Below are 23,638 nucleotides of genomic sequence, written 5' to 3' on the forward strand. Positions count from 1 at the left end.
AGAATGAAAATATCTCTTGCTCCAATTAGCTACTGCTGGTCAAAACCTGACGTTGAGCTTTTCTATCAACAAGTGGCATTAAGTCATATTGATACTGTTTACTTAGGTGAAACCGTGTGCAGTCGTCGCCGCGAACTCAAGTTTAACGACTATCTTGATCTGGCGAATATGCTTAAGTCTTATGGTAAACATGTGGTGTTATCGACCATGGCACTAATAGAAGCACAATCAGAGCTCAATGAATTAAAAAAAGCGATTGAGAATGGTGACTTTAGTATTGAAGCTAATGATATGGCGGCAGTACATTATGCACAGCAAGCCAAAGTTCCTTTTGTGTGCGGACCAATGATTAATAATTACAATCGGGCCAGTCTGGATTTACTGCATAAAAAAGGCATGTTCCGCTTTGTTATGCCATGTGAGTTATCTCAACAGTGGTTAAGTCGTATCATCAATCAAGGTGATAAACCCAAGTTTGAAATTGAAGTGCTCGGCCACGGCTATATGCCGCTAGCTCTTTCAGCGCGCTGCTTTACCGCTAAGCATTACCAATTACCGAAAGATAAATGCCAAACGATTTGCCAACGCCACAGCAAAGGTTTATTGGCTCAAACTCAAGAGTCGCAGCCCTTATTACGCTTAAATGGCATTCAAACTCAATCAGCGGCGCAAATAAATCTGATTAACCAAATTCCCCAGATGATCACCATGGGAGTGGACTATTGGCGGATTTCACCCAACAAATTAACCGATATTGACTTGGGTTCTGAGCTTGCCAGCGCACTACAACAGGTAACAAACGACCCATTTAATACTGAAGAACTATTCAATCAACAATTTAATCACAAGCAGCATACTGCAATCATTCATCATCATTGCAATGGTTACTGGTTCGGATTGCCGGGCATGGACTATCGCCAAGAGAACCAAGAAACTGTGTTTCCGTCATAAAAACTCAGCCGATTGCCATTAATGCAACCACTCATAACAATGATAATATTCATGTTCATTAATGGCATACAAGCGACTTAAAAACTCACACACTCAAAGCTGAAACACTCCAGAAACAAATCATTAACCAAATGATTATATTAGTTATTTATCATGTACAACATCATTCCCGCAAAGTAAATATCTACTCATATTTAACTAATATCTATTCGATTAAGTTATCATTTTACATACAGCAAAGAAGGGGGTAACCTTGCCTACCCAAAAAACACAACTGAATGGACATTCAATCTCTGTCCATAAGAAACAGTTGGATAGCCAAGCTGGCCAACTTACAGCAAATACGTAAGGTGTATTTAACGTGACACACAAAAAACATAACATTAAAACAATTCTTACCTTTATCATTCCGTCACTGATTGGTTTGTTACTGTTTATGACGCCTATCACTGTCAATGGTTCGATTACCATCCCAATTGCAATCATTTCAAAAGCATTGCAAAACCAAATGGGCAGTTCGATTCAGCTTATTGTGACCTGCATCGTTGTATTTATGGCAATAGCCTCATTGCTCACCCAGCTTACTAATCCTAAATTTGTGCGTAAAAATATTTTTTTACGCACCTTATTAAAAGTAAATTTATTTTGGTTAGCCGTGCGAATATTAGGCGCGGTCTTTATTGTCATGGTTTATTTGCAGATGGGACCTGATGCGATTACTTCATCGGCAACGGGTGGTTTAGTCTTAAATGATTTAGTGCCAGTACTATTTTCAGTGTTTATTTTTGCAGGCATGTTATTGCCGCTATTACTCAATTTTGGTTTATTGGAGTTTTTTGGCACGTTATTAACCAAAGTGATGCGTCCAATATTCAATTTACCCGGACGCAGTGCGATTGACTGTATGGCATCCTGGTTAGGTGATGGCAGTGTGGGTATTTTAATGACCACCAAACAATACGAAACCCGTTTTTACACGGCACGAGAAGCAGCCGTTATTGGTACCACTTTTTCAGCGGTATCGATAACTTTCAGTCTAGTGGTTATATCGCAAGTAAAACTTGAGCACTTGTTTGTACCATTCTATCTCACTGTGTGTTTGGCAGGATTTGTCGCCGCTATCATAGTGCCGAAATTACCGCCGTTATCATGGAAAAAAGATCTGTATATCGACGACACCCCACGCCATGAAGATGATGAAACAATTCCTGCCAGTCACGGTGTCTTTTCATGGGGATTTGAACAAGCAATGCAGCGAGCATCCTCTGCTGGTGGCATTAAACATGTCCTAACAGAAGGGATTAAAAACGTTGTTGATATGATTTTTGGGGTAATTCCAGTCGTTATGGCTATTGGTACCGTAGCGTTAGTGCTCGCTGAACATACACCAATTTTTAACTACTTAGGTATGCCATTTATTCCACTGTTAGAGCTACTGCATATTCCTGAAGCCACTGAAGCCTCAAAAACAATTGTGGTAGGATTTGCCGATATGTTTATTCCATCTATATTGGCCAGCTCTATTGAGTCTGACTTAACCCGTTTTGTCATTGCGGCATTATCTGTCACTCAGCTTATTTATATGAGTGAAGTGGGTGCTCTTTTGATTGGTAGTAAAATTCCGGTGAACTTTTTTGAGTTGTTCGTTATCTTTATCCTACGGACATTAGTAACGCTTCCTATTATTGCATTAATGGGCCATTTACTGATTTAGTAGGCGTAACTAAACATAACATCTTAATATCAACTCAGGAGCGCATTGCGCTCCTTTTTTATACAAAATATTCTCTGCGTAACCGAGATAAATCGAGTATGCTTAACAAATAAGCATTGGCTATGTACCATAGCCATATTGATGACTAAGGGTGAACCATGGACAACAGACGTAAATTTTCTCGTATTTTATTTGCAGCCAGTGCGCATCTTGCGCAAACAGAACAAACTTGGCGCACTAAAATTTTAGATTTAAGTCTCAATGGCGCTCTAGTAGAACTGCCAGCAGGTTATACTGGTCAGCTACATACCATTTTAACCTTAGCGTTTGTGTTAGCCGATTCTGATATTGAACTGCACATGGAGGCGGAAATTGTTCATAAGACCCCAGAACATCTTGGCTTAAAATGCACTCATATTGATGTTGACAGCATTACTCATCTGCGCCGTATTATCGAACTCAATATGGGCGATGCAGAATTATTAGATCGTGAGCTTACCTCGTTAATCACACCAGTTCCTTAAGCTTGCAGATAAACCATGAGATGTAAAAAAGGTAAGCCAATGACTTACCTTTTTTATACCAATAGTCCGCTGTATCACTCGAAAACTAATTAATCAGCTCAAGTAACTCATGGATAGTTTTAACTGGGATGATTTTTGCGCCGAGCCCTTCCATGGTTTTATGATAATTACGAAATGGAATAAAAATCTCCGTAAAACCATGCTGCGCAGCTTCTCTCACTCTGGGCACTCCGCTATCAATTGGGCGCACATCACCATTCAAGCTCAACTCACCCATAATACAAGTGGTTCTTGGCACCACAAAGTCATTTAAACTGCTCAATAATGCTGTCACTAGCGCTAAATCGATACAGGTTTCTGACTCATCAATTTTTAACCCACCAACGATATTAAAAAATGTGTCGTGGAATATTTTGGTTTTAGTATGTTTACGCAAAATACCGGTTAACATTTTAATCCGATTCATGTTTAACCCCACACATACACGCTGGGGAAATTCTGATTCAGTTTCAGTTGTTAAACATTGGATTTCTAATAGTAAATTACGGTTACCTTTACGAATACAGGTAATAGTCGAGCCAGGTGACTCTGTAGTAGAACCCGATAAGAATATCTCACTGGGATTATCTACGCTCACCATACCGCGTTCGCTCATGCGGAATATGCCCACGGTATCAACATCACCAAAACGGTTTTTATTGGCGCGCAAAGTGCGAATTTGACCATCATTAGTGTCGATATGTAACAGTGAATCCACGATATGCACTAAGGTTTGCGGCCCAGCAATTTCGTTATTTTTATTCACATGAGCAATAATGAACATGGTGACATTATTTTTTTTACAATATTGCGTAAATGCCTGCGCCGCCGTTTTAACTTGTGAAGGCGATCCTGGGCTGCCATTGGCGGCATCTGTGACGACCGCTTGAATAGAGTCAATCACCGCAAACTTGATTTGCTTGGCTTCTAATTCCTCAATAATAGCTTCTACACTGGTTTCAGACAGCAAAAACAAGTTATCTTCGTTGTAATGAAGCTTTAAACGATTAACTCGGTTTTTAAACTGCGATAATGACTCTTCTGCAGTACAGTATAATGATGCCATCGACTGTGACATTCGGGCCACTAGATCAGATAACAAGGTCGTTTTACCTGCGCCAGGATCACCGGAAATAATATTCACCGAGCCCGTGGTCAAACCACCGCTAAGCACTCGGTCTAATTCACCGATCTCAGTAAGTCTTTTTTCAGCATCCTGTGACTCAACTTCACTGAGTTTTTTTGAACCACCACCAGCAGCACCGGCGTATCCCAATACCGAAGTACGAGAAGTAGTGCTTTTTGTGGCAGATAATTTCATTTCCACTAAAGAGTTCCACGCACCACAACGACACTGTCCCTGCCAACGAGGATAATCTAGGCCGCAATCGTCACAAACAAATGCCATTTTTGGAGCTTTTGCCATGTTAATTCCCATGTTGCAAATCAATTAATACAATAAGATTGATACTATTAGGCCTGAGGACCAATCGACAATCACTGTGAACATATCATTCTTTATTAGTCATACCGGCTGCTCATCAATACAACTATAACGGCTTAAACCACTCATAAGATAATAATAACAATCAGCTTTACAGAGTTCTTTACGATTAACACCTTGCCCACACGCAATGAACACAAACGCTAAGCCATTATGAATAAGCTTCAAGAACACCAAGATACCGTTAAGACACTATGTTCATCTGAACGGTAAAATAATTAGCTCTAAAATCATTTCAGCATAACTCTCGAACAAGGTTCAAATCTATATTACTATAAAGATCAGCACTTTCTTGCCGATAAAATTATTAGCCAGACTCACAATAAACAATTAAAACGACAAAATAATGAGTTTAGATAACCACAGTGCATTAATCGAACAACTAAAACCTCTGTTCATGGAACCTGATTTTCAGGACGTTTTTGAGCAGTTAACTGCTGACGAATCAAATTCCACCCGTTTTCTTCTGAAAATGGAGCTCAACCGTATCTCATCATTGTGTAACAGAATTATAGATTTACGAGATAAAACAGAACTCCCTTGCAAAGAAGTCGTTATCGCTAATCAAAAGCACTTCCTTGACCAACCCGCTAAAGAGGCTTTAGAGCAAGCACTGCCTTTATACCGCAATCAATATACTCTAGGGGTATACGAACAGGTTATTAAAGCCCATAAGCTGCGACGCATAAAATTAAGAGAAAATATTCCTGCCGAGGCTATTGGCGAAGACAATCCATTTTTAATCCCTGGGGTCGTACTCGGAAGTTACTTTAATCGCTGCGAAGAACGAATGAATTATAGCATTCGAATTCTGGTTTCTCAGCAAGGAATACCCGAAGTTAATGGTATGACACTAGATTTATCTGTGGGCGGTGCGCGGATTAAGTTGCCATTAAAACACCAACTGGATCAAGACAAACCAGTTAAAATTAAACTGCTTGAAATCAGTGATGAGTTTTATGTAGAAGAGCTGCAGCATGGCATTGAATATCAAATAGTTGATGTTCAAAATAAAGACAATACAGCGATTTTTAGACTGAAAAGACTTGGTGGTGGAGAAGCATTAGATAATTTGCTATCACAGCTGATCCGCAGCTATAAATTCCGCTATAAAGTGGATGTCAACGATGTCATTGTTACGGCTACGGGTTTAGGTTATGAGCGTCATTACTTACCATTACTAACCCATTTACCATTATATATCTCCATTGTTGACGGAAAACCACTGATAGCCTATGAATTGCTCGGCAGAGGTAATCAACCGATCCAACATTATTTTCTAGATGAAAATCAAATTAGCCAGCTACCGAGTTTCATTAATACTCGCCGCTTGACCCAATTAATTAAACATCCAGACAATAATGAACATTGTTACTTATTCAGTTTTACTCATAGCGCCCATGGGAAAGTGCATTTTTACTCTGCGACATTAGCAGAGCTCAGAGCAACTAAAAATCTTCATCTATTTTTAGGCTTTGCCTCTACCAAAGCGAGCTGGCGAGTGTTTAGAATTGTCATGCAGCCTATCGATCATAGTAAGAATTATAAAAACTCTACATTACCGGGTGATGATGCTCGATATGGCGCACTTACCGAACAACAATTAGCTCAATTTAGCCATACGTTACAATTAATTGACTTAACAAATAAAGAAGCAAATGAAGACTATCAAAGTTGGTTTGATAAATCCGATGTAAATGGTTTAAAGATATTTTCGCAAGCAAAAACAAAACAACACAGCATTAAAAAAGTATCAATGCCATTTAGTGAACGACGCCATGAAGCTCGGTTCGCCTTTAAAACCTCAATCACAATTCAGCAAGGCGATAAAAAAGCCACCGGTATTACTCACGATATTTCGAGTCGAGGTTTACAACTCACATTTGAAACTTCGACGGATTTTAATGAACCTGGTGCGGTAACATTATCGTTTCCACGTCTACAAGCCGCAGCAGGCAAAGCCAATTTAACCCATTTACCTTATCAGTTAATCCGCAGCAGAATGGGTGGAAAGACTTTGCATTTAAGCGCTTTAATAGGCCATACACCCCATGATGGGGTGGAGTTTTTAAGTAAATTAATTGCCCACAACAAACAGAAGTTTGAGCAACTATCCGATCATGAAGGTCAGCAAAAAGAGCTGGCTGATGGCATGAAAAACCTGTTCATGCGCCAGTTACCCGGTGTACCGTATTTTATCGAAAAAACAGTAAAATCAGCACAAATGGCTTACATAGGTATTGGTACAACGACGGATGAAATTAGCCACTTATTTGCCCAAGATAGTGACAAAGTACTGCAGTACAATTTAATGCCGCTGCTGGAAAATAACCTACTGAAACAAAAGATTATTGACCCTATCAAATTAATGAAACCGAATCAGGATATGGTCTTCTTTGAAGTGTTTATGCAACTGACTCGCCACGCTAGAGGAACAGTACAGATCCAATGTAAACTTAAATCTGAAATCGGTGATCGTCAGCAGCAAATTCAATTTATCACCCAAAGTAAAAAAGCTGGGCGCTTTATGGCATTAAGAGTGTACTTAGGGGCAACTGACAAGCCTGATATGAGCTATATTCGACGCGAGCTAGAGTTTATCCACATTCATGCTAACCACAGAGCAAAGCACCTAGAAGAGCAATTATGGAGAGTGATTGGTTCAGGTGAACTATTAGATATTACTGCTGAAGTTGAACTCCGTTTTCCTAGCTTAATGCCTGCAGCCTAGGTAATACTCAAGCAAGGATAAAATAATCGCTAGCGTTACAGTGTCAAATACCACTGCTTAATTTGCACAAAGTGATCTTGCTCTGCATGTCGATCCGTCAACATTCCTGCATGATCATAATCCAATAAATTACCCTTTTCTTTGGCGAGCAAGGTGTACTTTATCTGGCTAAAACCACATTCATCAATCATATCTCGTACATCTGACGGATTGCCTAATACACGATCATTTTTCCCCGCAATAAACCACGCTGGTGGCCAAACGGCTTTTTCAGCAGCTTGAGCATAATGAAAACTATCATCATGATCAATCCACTCTCCCCTAACCCAATCGATGGTTTGTAATAAGGACGCACTGCTCTCGTTATCCATACCAACGCGGAGTCGACTGGCATTAAAATATCCCTGCTTAGCTATGCATAATGGCGCAAAGCGATTCCAAAAAAAATCGACCATCAACCATTTCTTAAGTGATTTCACCTTTATGGTCCGTTTAGACCCAAAGGTTAGTAACGAAGCTACACTTGATTGCAAATGAGTATACCGAGCTAAACTGCTGGCCATTAATACTCCCCCCCATGAATGAGCACACCAATGAACTTTATTGACTAAAGGATGACGTTGCAGAATAAATTGTTGCACTAAAGGTAATTGCTCACGGATAACCTCACCTTGGCCCAAGGTGAAATCACGATTAATTCTAGGCTCACTCAAGCCTCGACCAGCGGTATCCATTACATAAACATCAAAGCCAGCAGCTGCCAAAAAACAGCCTAACCCACGACCTTTTTCACTGTAAAATACTTTCCCGTTAGACATAGCCCCATGCAACATCAAGATAGGGATACCTAATGCCGTCGGCGACGGAGGGCGAATATGACGCAAATGCAATTGGCCATCACGATATGGAATGAATAATGAGTCTTGGAGGATATCTATTGTCAAAATAAGCAGTTATGTTAGTAATATTGATTATAAAACTAACATTACTGCAGTGAAACACAACTAGAATAGAGTAATAATTCTATATTTAGTCGGTAAGCGCCAATCGTTAAAGCTGTAAACAAAAAACCAATGCTCGTAAGTCGATATTTTGTATTGATGCATCTGCGGCTTCAATTAACTTAGGCTTTGCATGAAATGCTATCCCCAAGTCTGCGGCCTGAATCATTGGGATATCATTAGCACCATCACCAATAGCCACTCGCTGGCCTGATGCGATAGTCCATTGTTGTGCACATTGACTCACCACATTAGCTTTATATTGCGCATCAACAACATCACCAGTGACTTCACCGGTTAGCTTGCCATTAACAATAACCAGCTCATTGGCAAAGGCAGCATCAAGATTAAGTAACTGCTTTAAGTGGCCAACAAAAGGTGTAAAACCACCGGAAGCAACCACCAGTTTCCATTGATGCGCTTTTAACTCGGCTAGCATGGTTTCAAGACCGGGCATTAAAGGCAAGGTATCACATAACTGCTGAATAATCGCCGCATCAGCCCCGGCAAGTTTGCTCACTCGCAGCCTTAAAGACTGCTCAAAATCTAACTCTCCACGCATTGCACTTGCGGTTACTTTTGCCACTTCGTCGCCAACACCAGCCATGGCAGCCAGTTCGTCAATACACTCAATTTCAATGGCTGTGGAGTCCATATCCATGACGAGCAATCCAGGTTGATTTAGACGTGCTAGCGGTTGTTGAATAAGCACAATTTCAGCTGGAATGTTATGTGGAAATGATGCTATCCATTGCTCATCCACGGTCTGAGTTGCTAGTTCAAAGCCAAATAAATCATTCTGTCTCACAAGCTTAGCGACATGAGCATCGGTTGATATTGAAGAGAGCCATGACTCAATCTCACTTGAGCATTCGCCATTAAAAATAACTCGGCAACGGTAAGGTAAATGAGCTTGCAAGCTCAATAAATATTCTGACTCTTGATAGCGATATAACACACTGCCTAGATGTTGGTATGTATCACAAGTATCTGAAAATAAGAAGTTTAATAAAGCGTTATCACATTTTTCCAGCATCAATACGGCCTCTTAGAATGTTACGACTATCTACTGACAAATTTTTCGATTAGTATAGCTTTTTGATAATTCTCTGTAATTGGATTGGTACTGAGTGCTTGTTAGACAAATAATGCATCCAAAACAGCCCCCAATTAAATAGAAAAAACCCTGAGGATTAAAGTGATTTTTGTTAAAGGTCTTAAGAAAAGACAAAAAATCAGCAGGATTGTGCAAATTATCGTGGCAATAGTGCTGATCTTCGGCCTAATCTATTTGTGGCAATCGAGTTTACGTAATGGTCAAAAATTACTAAATTCGCAGACAAAAGTAATGGCAAGACTATTAGCACAACAAGCTGCTAATGGTGCAGCTCCTGCAATGTATTTACAAAATGATGAGCAGCTTCAATGGCTTGCCTCTGCGCTGGCTGCTGACCCTAAAGTTATGTCGGTCAATATCTATAATTCTCAAGGCGTCAGATTGGCCTTCGCCCAGAGCGTCTCTTATGAAAAACTAGAAGCTGATTCAGAAATATTAAAAGGCTTATTAAAACCATATCCTCCGTTAATTGAAAATGTCATCCAGGATGAAAACAATTTAGGCTATGTTGAAGTACGTTTGAATCTTGATATCTTTTTTGACGAAATCAAAATATTGCATGAACAAAACATGCAATTACAACAGATGATGTTGATTGTTGCTGGTTTTATTGGTTTGCTATTATCGCGAGCATTATCATTTAAGCGTGCCGATTTTGATCGACGTAAGACCCAAGCTAAGTTGCGTAAAAAGCCTAAGAAGATCGCCTTGGTAAACGCTGACGAGCCTAAAAGTGGCCCACAAGAACCTAAAACGTAGAGAATAAAATTACAGACATAAAAAATGGGCACTCTAATGAGTGCCCATTTTCATTTATAACGTTTGATTATAGCGTTAATGCTGCATCTAAGGTCATAATAATCATGTCGCTGAATGTGGTTTGACGTTCATCAGATGTGGTTTTTTCACCAGTACGGATGTGGTCAGATACAGTAACAACACACAAGGCTTTAGCACCTAATTCATGTGCAACACCATATAAACCAGCGGCTTCCATTTCGACACCTAGAATGCCCATTTTTTCCATAACATCAAACATTTGAGGATCTGGAGTATAAAATAGGTCGGCAGAGAAAACGTTACCAACACGGATTTTAGTGCCGTGCGCTTTAGCTGAATCAACAACTGCACTGAGCAAGCTGTAATCTGCAATGGCAGCAAAATCGTTATCTTTGAAACGTAAACGGTTCACTTTAGAATCAGTACATGCACCCATACCGATAATCACATCGCGTACTTTTACGTCAGTGCTGATTGCGCCACAAGTACCTACACGGATTAAGTTCTTAACCCCGTAGTCTTTGATAAGTTCGTGTGCATAGATTGAACAAGATGGGATACCCATACCTGAACCCATAACAGAAATACGCTTACCTTTATATGTACCGGTAAAACCGAGCATATTACGCACATCAGTCACTTGCTCAACATTTTCTAAAAATGTTTCAGCTATGTATTTTGCACGCAATGGATCGCCAGGAAAAAGTACCGTTTCAGCAAAAGCACCTTCTACAGCATTAATATGTGGTGTAGCCATGTTTATAACCCCTATGTTTCTATTTTATTTTGTGTTGCTTAATCTTGTTTGTAGTTTAGCAAAACCATTAACCTTTATATAGAACCGTCGTTTGAAAATGTGACTAATTAATAAAAGATTTACCATAATCCATCGGTTCTAGCTTGAAATAACTCGCAATAGATTGACCGATATCGGCAAAAGATTGACGACGACCTAGTGAACCGGCAGATAAACCGGCGCCATAGGCAAGAACAGGAACACGCTCACGAGTATGCTCAGTGCCAACCCAAGTAGGATCGCAACCATGATCAGCGGTGAACACGACTAAATCTTCAGGTTGTAGAATAGCCAAGAGTTCAGGTAAACGTGAATCAAAGTATTCAAGAGCTTTAGCATAACCAGCGGTATCGCGACGGTGACCATAATGAGAGTCAAAATCAACAAAGTTAGTAAACACTATAGTGTTATCACCAGCACGTTTAATTTGTGCTAAGGTTTCATCGAATAACTCTTCAAGTCCGGTCGCTTTAAATTGCTGCGTAATACCACTATGAGCATAAATATCAGAAATCTTACCAATACTAACCACTTCACCACCGGCATCTTTCAGCTTATCTAATACGGTCGGTGCTGGAGGTAATACGGCATAATCATGACGATTACCGGTACGGGCAAAATCAGCAGCACTAGTACCAATAAATGGACGGGCGATCACACGGCCAATATTATAAGGTTCTAACTCTTCACGGGCTATTTTGCACAAGTTGTATAAATTTTCTAAGCCAAAACTTTCTTCATGACACGCTATTTGGAATACAGAGTCTGCAGAGGTGTAGAAAATAGGCTTGCCTGTTTTCATGTGCTCTAGGCCTAACTCTTCAAGAATTTGAGTCCCCGAGGCGTGGCAATTGCCTAAGAACCCATCTAAACCAGCACGTTGAAGAATTTTATCAGTGAGTTCTTTAGGAAATGAGTTGGTTAAATCACTAAAATACCCCCACTCATAAAGAACAGGAACCCCTGCCATTTCCCAGTGACCGCTTGGCGTGTCTTTGCCCGAGCTTAATTCGTCAGCATGGCCATAAGCACCGATGATTTCGACGTTATCAGCAAATCCAGCAGCAAATTTACCAGTACTTTCAAAACCAGCATGACCTAGGCCAAAGCGAGCAAGATTAGGTAACTTCAATGGACCTTGACGGCCGATATCCGCTTTGCCATCAGCACAAGCTTGCGCGATGTGACCAAAGGTATCAGAGCCAAGATCACCAAACTTATCGGCATCAGTTGCAGCACCGACACCAAAAGAGTCGAGCATTAAAATAAAAGTACGTTTCATTATGTGTTTCCTTATAAATCTGAAGCGCGAATATAACGATATATTTCAGGCGTCTTCTGTGGCGCACTGTCGCCAATAATAATGGCTTGTTGGACAGCTGCGGCAGCTTCGGCGAAAGCATCTTCAGATTGAGCATGGATCATCGCTAACGGTACATCTTTGTTAACTTCCTGGCCCAATGCACATACTTGGGTTAATCCAACACTGTAATCGAGTGCATCACCAGGTTTGCGACGTCCACCACCTAAGGTGACGACGGCTAAACCAAGTTCTCGGGTATCCATTTGGTATGCAAAACCTGATGTATTGGCATACACAGGGCGAATGATTTTCGCATGAGGTAGATACTTATCATATGCCTCAACAAAATCGGTTGGGCCACCTAAACCAGATACCATTTTAGCAAAAGCTTCAGCTGCTTTACCATTATCTAATACAGCATTTAGCTTATTACGCGCTTCCGCTTCATTCTGTGCAATACCACCCAAAATGAGCATTTCGGCACATAATCCCATGGTGACAGCATATAAACGAGGATTACGATATTGACCCGTTAAAAAGTTTATCGCTTCACGCACCTCAACAGCATTACCAGCACATGATGCCAAAACTTGGTTCATGTCAGTTAACAATGCCGTTGTTTTGGTACCTGCGCCATTAGCAACGGCAGTAATGCTGCGGGCTAATTCTTCAGATGCTTCATAGGTAGGCATAAATGCCCCGCTGCCCACTTTGACATCCATTGCGAGAGCGTCTAGTCCTGCGGCTAATTTTTTAGACAAAATAGATGCGGTAATAAGTGAGATTGACTCAACCGTTGCGGTATTATCGCGAATTGAATAAAAACGTTTATCGGCAGGGACTAGATCACCAGTTTGACCAATAATGGCCACACCAGCGTCTTTAACGACTTTGCGGAATAATTCACTTGAAGGTTCAGTTTGATAACCAGGAATAGCATCAAATTTATCTAACGTTCCACCAGTATGGCCTAAGCCTCGGCCAGAAATCATTGGTACATAACCACCACATGCCGCAGCCATAGGACCAAGCATTAGGCTGATGACATCGCCTACACCACCAGTGCTGTGCTTATCAATAATAGGGCCATTAAGGCCGAGTGAATCCCAATTTAATACAGTGCCGGAATCACGCATTGCAATCGTTAAGGCAATTCGCTCATCCATATTCATATCTTTGAAATACACAGCCATACCAAATGCGGCAATTTGCCCTTCAGAAACAGTGTTATGAGTGATGCCATCTACAAAAAATTGAATTTCGGCAGTGCTTAATGCATCACCGTTACGTTTTTTACGGATAATCTCTTGAGCAAGAAACATATAGAGTCCCCATGAGGCAATCCAACACCTTTAGGATCGCCATTAATATCAAGAATGTCATTCAATGATGACGCTTTGCATAACGATGATTCGTTATGCAAAGTGGCTGTTAATACATTATGCCAATTAGTAACCTGAAGTCGGTTTCGGTGCTTCAGTTAGCTCTAATGTATGCAGCAAGCTATTTAATAAGCTAGAAGCACCAAAGCGGAAAGTCTGTGGACTAACCCAATCAGCACCCAAAATACGCTCAGCCAGATCTAAAAACTCTGCTGTTTGAGCCGCATCACGCACGCCGCCAGCAGGCTTAAAACCAACTTGACGATCTTTTTCGCTGATCACGGTCAACATAATTTCAGCCGCTTCAAGAGTGGCATTAACCGCCACTTTACCGGTTGATGTTTTAATAAAGTTAGCGCCAGCATCAATTGATAATTCAGAAGCTTTACGAATAAGAGCAGGATCTTTTAACTCACCAGATTCGATAATGACTTTCAACAATACATCATCACCACACTCTTCTTTACACGCTTTAACCAGTTCAAAGCCAACAGTCTCATTACCTTCCATTAATGCACGGTATGGAAATACAACATCAACCTCATCGGCACCATAAGCAACGGCAGCACGAGTTTCTAATACAGCGATAGCGATATCATCATTACCGTGTGGGAAGTTAGTCACAGTCGCAATCTTAATGTCTTCACAATCAAGCTCATTAAGGGTTTTACGTGCAATAGGAATAAAGCGAGGATAAATACAAATCGCAGCTGTATTACCAGCAGCAGACTTCGCTTTATGGCATAAGTCGATCACTTTTTGATCGGTATCATCGTCATTTAATGTGGTTAAATCCATTAATGAAATACCGCGTAACGCTGCTTTTTTTAAATCAGTCATAATTGCTCTCCGAAACGAAAAATCAAAGTCGATAATTTTTTTCAGGCAACACTATAGAATGGGCATATGATTATTATTATGGCCGGGCCTTCAGTGTTGCCAGTAAATCTAGATAATATTTACTAACCTAAGTATTCAATCTGATAACGAGTACCACGACTTGAATCCTTGAAGACCGGAAAAGAAAAAACAAAGACATTTGTTTCAACAATTCCGCGAAAAATCCATTTTAGCGCGTAAAGATACAACTTTGTAGAGTACAAACCTTTATATAAAAATATTGTTAACTTAATAGTTTTAAATAAAAATTCGCGGCTGTCTTATAGTGGAAAAGTTAGAGCCGCAAATGCGACTCTAACATGCACTATACCTATCTTAGAACTTGTAAGTTGCTGTTAGGTAATGTGACCAACCTGTAGATTCTAGGCCAACGATTCCGCCTTCATCTTCAAGTAGGTATACGTCTTTGAAGCCTTTTAAGCCATAACCAAGAGCGTAACGATCTGAGTGCCAGTATAGACCAAAGAAGATGTTACCACCGCTTGAAGTCTTAGGAACGAACATGTCGTCAACTGCGTCTGCACCAAATTGATAATCAACATAACCTTGGAATGACAAGAAGCTCTTGTTATCAAAGAAGTAGAAAGGTTTGAACCAGTTAGCTGAGAACTGATATCCGTTCCACTCTTTAGCATTCATGTCGTAGAAACCGTAAAGGTTCATACCAGTTTTGCCTAACCAAGGTACATTTACGTCAGCACCAACACCCCAGAATGTAGAGTTAACGCCTTCGCCGTTAAGACCATCCCAGTTAAACAAAGTAGAGAAATATACTTCTTGGATTGGGCCAAAAGATAAATCTTTACCTGTGATAGCATCGATAGAGAAACGTGGAGCAAACTTCATAAACAATTTGCTAGTGCCAGAACCTGGGTTCTTGTCACCATTGTCAGACGTTTCATTAGCTAAGTTGAATACATCAACATAACCGTATAAATCTACAACACCAGAACGACCACCAAACTCCATTTCTAGGTAGTTATGTTGATCACCTGAAGCTGGGTTATCTGGCTTTTCACCGATAGAGTACATAGCGTTAAACTGCATCCACTTGTAATCAGTACCGTGAAGATCGCTGCGGTCTGCAGCAAAAGCATTACCAGAAATAGCAGCAACTGTTGCACCGGCTAAAGCTAACATTTTTACATTTTTCATCATCAACCCCATGTATATTATTAAACTATCTTCGTGGATAGCACTTCTTTTTTAATCATTCGCATTTTACCGTTACTGATATTAATCTCAATATTTAATCGATAAAAAACGAATACAAAATTCTTTTTTGTGAACAATGTCGCGACTATTTGTCTACACTCTATTCACAATTTGACATTTTAATTTTGACTAGAGGATTTAATACATCCTCTTTCGCAATCAATAAAACGGCATAACTTCGTATTGGGAAACGGTGGATTAACACAAAATCAATAACAACTTTATTATAAACTGGGTCTTTAATATGGATTAAGCTAAAGACCCAGTTATTGGGGTATTCCCCCTGGACTTACTCTTAGATAGCTAAGAATAAACCGGCTAATGTCGCGCTCATTAAGTTAGCTAATGAACCAGCGATAACAGCACGGATACCTAATTTAGCAAGGTCATGGCGACGTGAAGGAGCCATAGCACCTAAACCACCAAGTAAAATTGCAATTGAAGATAAGTTAGCAAAACCACATAGGGCGAAAGAGATAATCGCTTTAGTGCGGTCAGACATCATGACACCAGTTTCTGCTACAACTTTGAAACCTTCTGCTGAAGCATCAAGTAGATACGGAGCAAAATTTAAGTAAGCAACAAATTCGTTAACTACAATCTTTTGACCGATGAAAGAACCAGCAACAAGCGCTTCATTCCAAGGTACACCGATTAAGAATGCTAAAGGCATAAAGATATAACCAAGGATGAGTTCAAGAGTAATACCCTCTAAACCGAACCAACCCGTTACACCACCGATGATACCGTTGATCATGGCGATTAAACCAACGAATGCGATCAACATAGCACCAACGTTTAATGCTAAATGCATACCTGATGCAGCACCTGAAGCAGCAGCATCTAACACGTTTGCTGGCTTATCAGGATCATCTGGTAAATCGTCCATTTCGTTGATAGCTGCTTCTGTTTCTGGGTGCATCAATTTAGCCATTAACAGACCACCAGGAGCAGCCATGAATGATGCAGCAACTAAATATGCAATTGGAACACCCATTTGCGCGTAACCAGCTAATACAGAACCTGCAATAGAAGCTAGACCGCCCACCATGATGGCGAATAATTCAGATTGTGTCATTGTCGCAATAAACGGACGCACAACTAATGGTGCTTCAGTTTGACCAACGAAAATGTTCGCTGTTGCTGACATTGATTCAGTGCGGCTAGTACCGAGTGCTTTTTGTAAAGCGCCACCGATAATACGGATAACCCACTGCATAATGCCTAAATAGTAAAGCACTGCAATTAGAGAAGAGAAGAAAATAATGACAGGTAATACGTTGATGGCAAAAATAAAACCAACTTTAAAGTTAGCTAAATCACCAAATAAGAAGCTAGTACCGGCTTGTGCATAACTAATCACACTTGATACCGCATCTGAAACACCTTTCAGAATATCTTTACCGACTGGAACATATAAAACAAAACCTGCGAAGAATGCTTGAATAGCTAAAGCACCACCAACAGTACGAACATTAATTGCTTTTCTATTATTTGATAGTGCAAAACCTATCAATAGTAAGGTGACCACCCCTACTAAACTCATTATTATATCCATTAATCATCACCCTTTTGTTAACAGTTTTTTTGAATGTTGTTAACTCACCTAATTTCCGCTGACGATTATAACTGAGCGTGAAACGAAAAGCGTCGTTTTGATCAAGTTTTTAAACTTTAATTTCAAACCCTTACGACATTAAAAACAATTAATAATGTTGTGTTCATAAAAAAACAATTAAAGCTCAAACAGTTGCAAAGCATTTTTATTCAACTGTTCTAATATACAGACAGTGGTTTTTTTCTTTAAAAATGCGATTTCGGACACAATTCGAGGCAATATAAGGGGAGTATTTCGTGATTTAGGTTGATCAAACGGAGGCATGCTAGGTGAATCTGTTTCTAATAAAAAGTGTTCTAGGGGTAAATTAACCACTGTTTCACGGAGCTTTTTCGCACTAGGATTGAGTATTAAAGCACCAACACCTAATTTAAAACCGAGCGAAACATAGCGTTTGGCTATATCACTGTTGCCATAAAAACCATGCACCACACCACCCTTTATCAATTTAAAACGCGCTAACATTGTCAATAATTGTTGATGCGCTTTCACGGCATGTAAAATGACAGGCAATTGATAATTTTGTGCCAGTAATAATTGTTTTTCAAGTAACAACAATTGGTTATCTGACCAGTGATGCAATTTATCTAGGCCACACTCTCCAATCGCCACCAAACGCTTATTATTGCTATATTGCTGTAACATTGTATCAAGCTTCATTATCGCTGCATCAATGTCGTCTGGGACAAACCAAGGATGAATTCCAAGCGAAAAATAACAATCAAATTTATCTGCAATATGAATTTGCTGCTGCCACTTTTCTGCTGATACTCCCGGTAAAATAACCGAAGTAATACCACTTTCATGCATAGCATCAAATAATTGTGTTCTATCATTATCAAACTCTGCCATGTCGAGATGTGCATGGGTATCAATCATAAGATCACGCTCTGCTATTACTGATATTAATTACGGATATCATGTTAAGTGACAATAGACTCATATATTGACATACCACGCCCATGATCGCTCATCCTTGGTGCACAACTGAATTTATTTTTCTGTGTCAACGTCATCTCAGCGTTCCATAAGATGAAATTTTGCCAAGATGTTACCAATAAAAGCTTAAAAACAGCTTTGTTAAGTCAAATATCTACTTAAAAATAGTAATAAAAAAGGCGGCAAAGCCACCTTTTGTTAACATACCTGAAACATTTACTATAACAATTAATGCTCTCGAGTTTTGGCAAACTCAATATCAGGATAACGTTCCATTGATAGGTTTAAATTCACCATAGTAGGCGCAATATAGGTAAGATTATCACCACCATCAAGGGCTAAATTCTGACTACACTTACGACGAAACTCTTCTAGTTTACGTTCATCTTTGCAATACACCCAGCGAGCAGTACTCACACTGATACCTTCGTAAATGGCTTCGACGTTGTATTCACTTTTTAAGCGTCCAACAACCACTTCAAACTGCAGCACACCAACCGCTCCAACAATTAAATCGTTAGAGTCTAGAGGTCTAAAGACCTGCACAGCGCCTTCTTCAGATAATTGCACTAGTCCTTTGAGGAGCTGCTTTTGTTTCAGTGGATCTTTTAAGCGAATACGGCGGAACATTTCTGGAGCAAAGTTAGGTACACCCGTAAAGCGAAACTTTTCGCCTTGGGTAAAGGTATCACCAATACGCATGGTGCCGTGATTATGTAATCCAATAATATCACCAGGATATGCCGCTTCAGCACGGGCACGATCCCCTGCCATAAAGGTTAATGCATCACTGACATTAACATCTTTACCAATGCGAACATGGTGCATTTTCATACCTTGCTCATACCGACCCGAGCAAACACGCATAAAAGCAACACGGTCACGGTGTTTAGGGTCCATGTTGGCTTGAATTTTGAAGATAAATCCTGAGAACTTTTCTTCATCAGGCGTCACGTTGCGTGCATCACTTTCACGCGGTAACGGCTTAGGTGCCCACTCGACGATACCGTCTAGAATATGATCGACACCAAAGTTACCTAAGGCTGTACCGAAGTAAACAGGGGTCAGCTCACCTTTAAGAAAGGCTTGTTGATCAAATTCATGTGAAGCACCAGCAACCAGCTCCATTTCATCACGAATTTCAGACGCATAAGAACCCAGTACTTTATCAAGCTCAGGATTGTGTAATCCTTTAATAATACGTTCTTCTTGAATGGTATGACCCATACCACTTTGGTATAAAATAACTTCATCACGTAAAATGTGATATACACCTTTGAACTCTTTACCTGAGCCAATCGGCCAAGTAATAGGAGCACAAGCTATCTTTAAAATCGCTTCAACTTCATCCATTAACTCTATAGGATCGCGAATATCACGGTCACATTTATTCATAAACGTCACAATAGGCGTATCGCGTAAACGGGTCACTTCCATTAATTTAATGGTTCGATCTTCAACACCTTTAGCGGAGTCAATCACCATTAAACACGAGTCGACCGCAGTCAGGGTACGATAAGTATCTTCAGAAAAGTCTTCGTGACCAGGTGTATCAAGTAAATTGATTAGTGCGCCACCGTAAGGAAACTGCATAACAGAGGTGGTAATAGAAATACCACGATCTTTTTCCATTTCCATCCAGTCAGATTTAGCATGTTGACCAGACTTTTTGCCTTTTACCGTTCCAGCCTTTTGTAAGGCATTTCCGAATAAAAGTACTTTTTCGGTGATGGTGGTTTTACCCGCATCGGGGTGCGAAATGATGGCGAAGGTACGACGCTTGTCGACCTCAACTTTATTGCCTGACATGTTAACCTTGCACTAGCCGCTAAAAAAGGCGCAAATTATAGCGCCTATCGGCAGAATTGGCTAGGCAAAGTGTTTTTTAGCTTTTCGAGGATAATTCGGAAGACTGTAGTATTATATTTTTCATTTTAGCTAATTCAATTCTGGCATAACGATGTTCAACAAAATCATAAATGTTGGTCGCTAAGGTTAACCGATAAAAATTAGCAGCTTGCTGATATTGGCCATTTGCAGCAGCATGCTTAGCTAAGTAAAAATACGCTTCACATAAACGCTCTGCATATTCTTTTGGTTGAGACAAGCCCACTTTCGCCGCTGAAAATACTTGCTCTTGACTCATTTTACCTAAGTAAAAATCAACCAACACACTTGACCATTGTTGATTATTTAATTGTTTTCGTTGCGTCGCTAAATCGATTAACGCGTTATTTTTATCGACCTCTGAAGCCATCAAATAGAGCCAAAGTACACGATAACCATCAGTAGGGTCTCGATCATAAAACGCTTGCATGTCACTCACAGCTAATTGGTAACGCTCGCCATAATATAACGCGATGCCACGATTTAAGAAGGCATAATCATAGTTTGGTGACAGTTCCAGTACCCCATCAAATGCTTCATAGGCACTGTCAAACTCACCTTCTTGAGTATAATAAATACCCAAGAAATTATATGCATCCGCTAAATCGGGTTGCAACTTTAATGCTTGATGGAAATCAATTCGACCCAGTAAACGCAGTCCTACACTGTCATATATGACGCCGCGATCATAATGAAAACGTGCACGCTGTTCGTCAGTTAATTCCATGGTAGCCAAAATTTCATTTAGCTTTGCCAGCGTCACTTCTAACTTATAGTCTGGCATGACAGGAGCAACAATCATCTGCCCTGCAGTATCATCATTTGAACCTAACGTTGCAGCACAACCTGACAACATCATACTTGCACCAACAACAACGGCAACGATTGTGGTGCGTAGCTTACATTCCATCCGCTTTACCTTATCAGGTTCTATTAATATTCAACATCATAGCAATCTGGCAATCTAAGAGCCATGTGCATTAACGATTATTTTTCGATAGATAAAAAAAGGAGACCAAATGGTCTCCTTTTTTGTCGTTAAACTTTAAAAAATTACTCAGCAGTTTCTTTTGCTTGAGCTTCTTTAATTGACAGTCTTACGCGACCTTGACGATCCACTTCCATTACCTTAACAGCAACTTCTTGGTTCATCTCTAGGTGATCAGATACGTTAGCAACACGCTCATCACTGATTTGTGAAATATGCACTAAACCATCTTTGCCAGGTAGAATGTTAACAAATGCACCGAAATCTACGATACGGATAACTTTACCGTTATAGATACGACCCACTTCAACTTCGGCAGTGATTTCTTCAATACGACGAATCGCTTCTTTGGTAGCTTCGCCATTTGAAGAGGCAATTTTCACAGTACCATTGTCATCAAGTTCAATAGTTGTGCCAGTCTCTTCAGTTAGAGCACGAATTACTGCGCCGCCTTTACCAATCACATCACGGATCTTCTCTGGGTTGATCTTGATTGTGGTAATACGTGGAGCGTGAGCAGAAATATCGTCACGATGTGAACCAATAGCTTGATCCATTACGTTTAGAATATGAACACGTGCGCCATAAGCTTGTTGCAGTGCAATATCCATGATCTCTTTAGTGATACCTTCGATTTTGATATCCATCTGCAATGCAGTAATACCATCACGAGTACCGGCTACTTTAAAGTCCATATCACCTAAGTGATCTTCATCACCTAAGATGTCAGAAAGTACAACAAAATCGTCGCCTTCTTTAACAAGACCCATCGCAATACCAGCAACAGATGATTTAATCGGTACACCGGCATCCATTAATGCTAATGAAGTACCACATACAGAAGCCATTGAGCTTGAACCGTTAGATTCAGTAATTTCAGATACAACACGAATGCTGTATGGGAATTCTTCAGCAGAAGGCATAACGGCATTCATACCGCGCCATGCTAACTTACCATGGCCAATTTCGCGACGCTTAGGTGAGCCAACCATACCTGTTTCACCAACAGAATACGGAGGGAAGTTATAATGAAGCATAAAGCGATTAGTACGCTCACCCATGATGCTATCAATCTTTTGTGCATCACGTTCAGTACCTAGAGTACAGGTAACTAAAGCTTGAGTTTCACCACGAGTAAACAATGAACTACCGTGAGTACGTGGAAGTACACCGGCTAAAACACTCAATGCGCGAATCATATCTGGTTCACGACCATCGATACGTGGCTTGCCACTGATAATACGTCCGCGAACAACATTTTTCTCTAGACTGCCAAGTAGATTGTCTACTTCGCGAGTATCAACATCTGGGTTTTCAGCCACTAATGCCGCTTTGGCAGCCGCTTTAACGATGCCAACTTGTACATAACGATCTTGCTTAACTTCAATTTGATAAGCTTCTGTCATGCCAGCTTCTGCAAGCTCTTTGATTTTAGCAACTAACACTTGATCTTGAACTGGTGCAGTCCAATCCCATGTTGGCTTGCCAGCTTCTGCTTTGAACTCAGCAATAGCATCAACAACGACTTGTTGTTGGTCATGACCATAAGTCACCGCACCTAGCATAATCTCTTCTGCAAGCGCTTTCGCTTCAGATTCAACCATCAATACAGCAGCTTTAGTACCCGCAACGACTAAGTTTAATGAGCTTGTTGCAAGCTGATCAACCGTTGGGTTAAGGACATATTCATCGTTGATATAACCAACACGCGCCGCACCTAGTGGACCGCTGAAAGGAATACCAGAAATAGCTAATGCAGCAGAGGTACCGATCATTGAAACAATGTCTGGCTCAATTTGTGGGTCAACAGACACCACAGTGATGATAACTTGAACTTCGTTTTTAAAACCGTTAGGGAATAAAGGACGAATAGGACGGTCAATAAGGCGTGCAATCAGAGTTTCATCTTCTGAAGGACGACCTTCACGCTTGAAGAAACCACCAGGGATTTTACCTGCAGCATAGGTTTTTTCTTGATAGTTAACAGTTAGCGGGAAGAAGTCACGGCTTAAATCCGCTACTTTTTTACCAACTACAGTAACTAATACTGTGGTATCGCCCATGCTTGCTAAAACTGCAGCATCTGCTTGACGTGCAATAACACCTGTTTCTAAGGTGACTGTATGTTGACCATACTCAAAACTCTTTACAATTGGATTCACGTGACCCATTCCTTAATTTAATGACCTTTAATTACGCGCACAAGTATACTTCAATTACACCGAATAGTTAAATAGACGCGCGATACA

At 40.3% G+C, this 23,638-nt stretch carries 18 protein-coding genes; 5 read left to right on the forward strand and 13 right to left on the reverse strand.

Annotated features, from left to right (window positions below; genetic code table 11):
- Nucleotides 1-3 precede the first annotated feature (3 nt).
- The 3 genes from H5114_RS01860 (at nucleotide 4) to H5114_RS01870 (ending at nucleotide 3,189) form a co-directional block, all read left to right on the forward strand.
- Complete coding sequence (locus H5114_RS01860) at nucleotides 4-951, forward strand: U32 family peptidase (protein WP_182722042.1); 948 nt, start codon at nucleotides 4-6, stop codon at nucleotides 949-951.
- A 436-nt stretch (nucleotides 952-1,387) separates the two neighbouring features.
- Nucleotides 1,388-2,665: a YjiH family protein gene (locus tag H5114_RS01865; protein WP_259395217.1), complete on the forward strand. Its 1,278-nt coding sequence runs from the start codon at nucleotides 1,388-1,390 to the stop codon at nucleotides 2,663-2,665.
- Nucleotides 2,666-2,823: 158 nt separating this feature from the next.
- A complete protein-coding gene (locus tag H5114_RS01870) occupies nucleotides 2,824-3,189 on the forward strand; it encodes a PilZ domain-containing protein (protein WP_124017616.1) in 366 nt (121 codons plus the stop codon).
- An 85-nt stretch (nucleotides 3,190-3,274) separates the two neighbouring features.
- On the opposite strand, the gene radA is transcribed toward H5114_RS01870, so the two are convergent.
- Nucleotides 3,275-4,654, reverse strand: coding sequence for a DNA repair protein RadA (gene radA, locus H5114_RS01875; RefSeq protein ID WP_182697871.1), 1,380 nt, complete (start codon nucleotides 4,652-4,654; stop codon nucleotides 3,275-3,277).
- 424 nt (nucleotides 4,655-5,078) lie between these two features.
- Between radA and H5114_RS01880 the strand changes: the two genes are divergently transcribed.
- Nucleotides 5,079-7,463 carry a PilZ domain-containing protein gene (locus H5114_RS01880; RefSeq protein ID WP_182697870.1) on the forward strand — a complete coding sequence of 795 codons (2,385 nt, stop codon included), beginning with the start codon at nucleotides 5,079-5,081 and terminating at the stop codon, nucleotides 7,461-7,463.
- 35 nt (nucleotides 7,464-7,498) lie between these two features.
- On the opposite strand, the gene H5114_RS01885 is transcribed toward H5114_RS01880, so the two are convergent.
- Both H5114_RS01885 and serB read right to left on the reverse strand, forming a co-directional pair.
- Nucleotides 7,499-8,407, reverse strand: coding sequence for an alpha/beta hydrolase (locus tag H5114_RS01885; RefSeq protein WP_182697869.1), 909 nt, complete (start codon nucleotides 8,405-8,407; stop codon nucleotides 7,499-7,501).
- 106 nt (nucleotides 8,408-8,513) lie between these two features.
- Nucleotides 8,514-9,500 carry a phosphoserine phosphatase SerB gene (gene serB, locus H5114_RS01890; RefSeq protein ID WP_182722043.1) on the reverse strand — a complete coding sequence of 329 codons (987 nt, stop codon included), beginning with the start codon at nucleotides 9,498-9,500 and terminating at the stop codon, nucleotides 8,514-8,516.
- Nucleotides 9,501-9,662: 162 nt separating this feature from the next.
- On the opposite strand from serB, the gene H5114_RS01895 reads away from it, so the two are divergent.
- On the forward strand, nucleotides 9,663-10,340 hold the full coding sequence (locus H5114_RS01895) for an AhpA/YtjB family protein (RefSeq protein ID WP_124017621.1): 678 nt from the start codon (nucleotides 9,663-9,665) through the stop codon (nucleotides 10,338-10,340).
- Between the two features lie 67 nt (nucleotides 10,341-10,407).
- On the opposite strand, the gene deoD is transcribed toward H5114_RS01895, so the two are convergent.
- From deoD to pnp, 10 genes are all read right to left on the reverse strand, one after another.
- On the reverse strand, nucleotides 10,408-11,118 hold the full coding sequence (gene deoD, locus H5114_RS01900; protein WP_059746461.1) for a purine-nucleoside phosphorylase: 711 nt from the start codon (nucleotides 11,116-11,118) through the stop codon (nucleotides 10,408-10,410).
- A gap of 103 nt (nucleotides 11,119-11,221) precedes the next feature.
- Nucleotides 11,222-12,439, reverse strand: coding sequence for a phosphopentomutase (locus tag H5114_RS01905; protein WP_124017622.1), 1,218 nt, complete (start codon nucleotides 12,437-12,439; stop codon nucleotides 11,222-11,224).
- Nucleotides 12,440-12,450: 11 nt separating this feature from the next.
- Nucleotides 12,451-13,782 carry a thymidine phosphorylase gene (gene deoA, locus H5114_RS01910; protein ID WP_124017623.1) on the reverse strand — a complete coding sequence of 444 codons (1,332 nt, stop codon included), beginning with the start codon at nucleotides 13,780-13,782 and terminating at the stop codon, nucleotides 12,451-12,453.
- 126 nt (nucleotides 13,783-13,908) lie between these two features.
- A complete protein-coding gene (deoC, locus tag H5114_RS01915) occupies nucleotides 13,909-14,682 on the reverse strand; it encodes a deoxyribose-phosphate aldolase (protein WP_124017624.1) in 774 nt (257 codons plus the stop codon).
- 375 nt (nucleotides 14,683-15,057) lie between these two features.
- A complete protein-coding gene (locus tag H5114_RS01920) occupies nucleotides 15,058-15,897 on the reverse strand; it encodes an outer membrane protein OmpK (RefSeq protein WP_124017625.1) in 840 nt (279 codons plus the stop codon).
- A gap of 355 nt (nucleotides 15,898-16,252) precedes the next feature.
- Nucleotides 16,253-17,515, reverse strand: coding sequence for a NupC/NupG family nucleoside CNT transporter (locus H5114_RS01925; protein ID WP_182697867.1), 1,263 nt, complete (start codon nucleotides 17,513-17,515; stop codon nucleotides 16,253-16,255).
- A gap of 177 nt (nucleotides 17,516-17,692) precedes the next feature.
- Nucleotides 17,693-18,454, reverse strand: a complete 762-nt coding sequence (locus tag H5114_RS01930) for a TatD family hydrolase (RefSeq protein ID WP_182722044.1) — start codon at nucleotides 18,452-18,454, stop codon at nucleotides 17,693-17,695.
- 288 nt (nucleotides 18,455-18,742) lie between these two features.
- On the reverse strand, nucleotides 18,743-20,323 hold the full coding sequence (gene prfC / locus H5114_RS01935) for a peptide chain release factor 3 (RefSeq protein ID WP_124017628.1): 1,581 nt from the start codon (nucleotides 20,321-20,323) through the stop codon (nucleotides 18,743-18,745).
- Between the two features lie 76 nt (nucleotides 20,324-20,399).
- Nucleotides 20,400-21,311 carry a lipoprotein NlpI gene (gene nlpI, locus H5114_RS01940; RefSeq protein WP_182697864.1) on the reverse strand — a complete coding sequence of 304 codons (912 nt, stop codon included), beginning with the start codon at nucleotides 21,309-21,311 and terminating at the stop codon, nucleotides 20,400-20,402.
- A 143-nt stretch (nucleotides 21,312-21,454) separates the two neighbouring features.
- Nucleotides 21,455-23,551: a polyribonucleotide nucleotidyltransferase gene (gene pnp / locus H5114_RS01945; protein WP_124017630.1), complete on the reverse strand. Its 2,097-nt coding sequence runs from the start codon at nucleotides 23,549-23,551 to the stop codon at nucleotides 21,455-21,457.
- Nucleotides 23,552-23,638 lie beyond the last annotated feature (87 nt).

This window comes from Shewanella sp. SR43-8 (genome assembly GCF_014163775.1).
In the GTDB taxonomy this organism is placed as follows: Bacteria; Pseudomonadota; Gammaproteobacteria; order Enterobacterales; family Shewanellaceae; genus Shewanella; species Shewanella vesiculosa.

Excerpts from the sequence above, each read along its gene's own strand:
- nlpI (WP_182697864.1), bottom strand. The coding sequence starts at position 21,311 with ATGGAATGTAAGCTACGCACCACAATCGTTGCCGTTGTTGTTGGTGCA.
- H5114_RS01925 (WP_182697867.1), bottom strand. The coding sequence starts at position 17,515 with ATGGATATAATAATGAGTTTAGTAGGGGTGGTCACCTTACTATTGATA.
- H5114_RS01870 (WP_124017616.1), top strand. The coding sequence starts at position 2,824 with ATGGACAACAGACGTAAATTTTCTCGTATTTTATTTGCAGCCAGTGCG.
- H5114_RS01865 (WP_259395217.1), top strand. The coding sequence starts at position 1,388 with ATGACGCCTATCACTGTCAATGGTTCGATTACCATCCCAATTGCAATC.
- deoA (WP_124017623.1), bottom strand. The coding sequence starts at position 13,782 with ATGTTTCTTGCTCAAGAGATTATCCGTAAAAAACGTAACGGTGATGCA.
- H5114_RS01930 (WP_182722044.1), bottom strand. The coding sequence starts at position 18,454 with ATGATTGATACCCATGCACATCTCGACATGGCAGAGTTTGATAATGAT.
- radA (WP_182697871.1), bottom strand. The coding sequence starts at position 4,654 with ATGGCAAAAGCTCCAAAAATGGCATTTGTTTGTGACGATTGCGGCCTA.
- deoC (WP_124017624.1), bottom strand. The coding sequence starts at position 14,682 with ATGACTGATTTAAAAAAAGCAGCGTTACGCGGTATTTCATTAATGGAT.
- H5114_RS01880 (WP_182697870.1), top strand. The coding sequence starts at position 5,079 with ATGAGTTTAGATAACCACAGTGCATTAATCGAACAACTAAAACCTCTG.
- H5114_RS01860 (WP_182722042.1), top strand. The coding sequence starts at position 4 with ATGAAAATATCTCTTGCTCCAATTAGCTACTGCTGGTCAAAACCTGAC.
- H5114_RS01905 (WP_124017622.1), bottom strand. The coding sequence starts at position 12,439 with ATGAAACGTACTTTTATTTTAATGCTCGACTCTTTTGGTGTCGGTGCT.
- serB (WP_182722043.1), bottom strand. The coding sequence starts at position 9,500 with ATGCTGGAAAAATGTGATAACGCTTTATTAAACTTCTTATTTTCAGAT.
- prfC (WP_124017628.1), bottom strand. The coding sequence starts at position 20,323 with ATGTCAGGCAATAAAGTTGAGGTCGACAAGCGTCGTACCTTCGCCATC.
- deoD (WP_059746461.1), bottom strand. The coding sequence starts at position 11,118 with ATGGCTACACCACATATTAATGCTGTAGAAGGTGCTTTTGCTGAAACG.
- H5114_RS01920 (WP_124017625.1), bottom strand. The coding sequence starts at position 15,897 with ATGAAAAATGTAAAAATGTTAGCTTTAGCCGGTGCAACAGTTGCTGCT.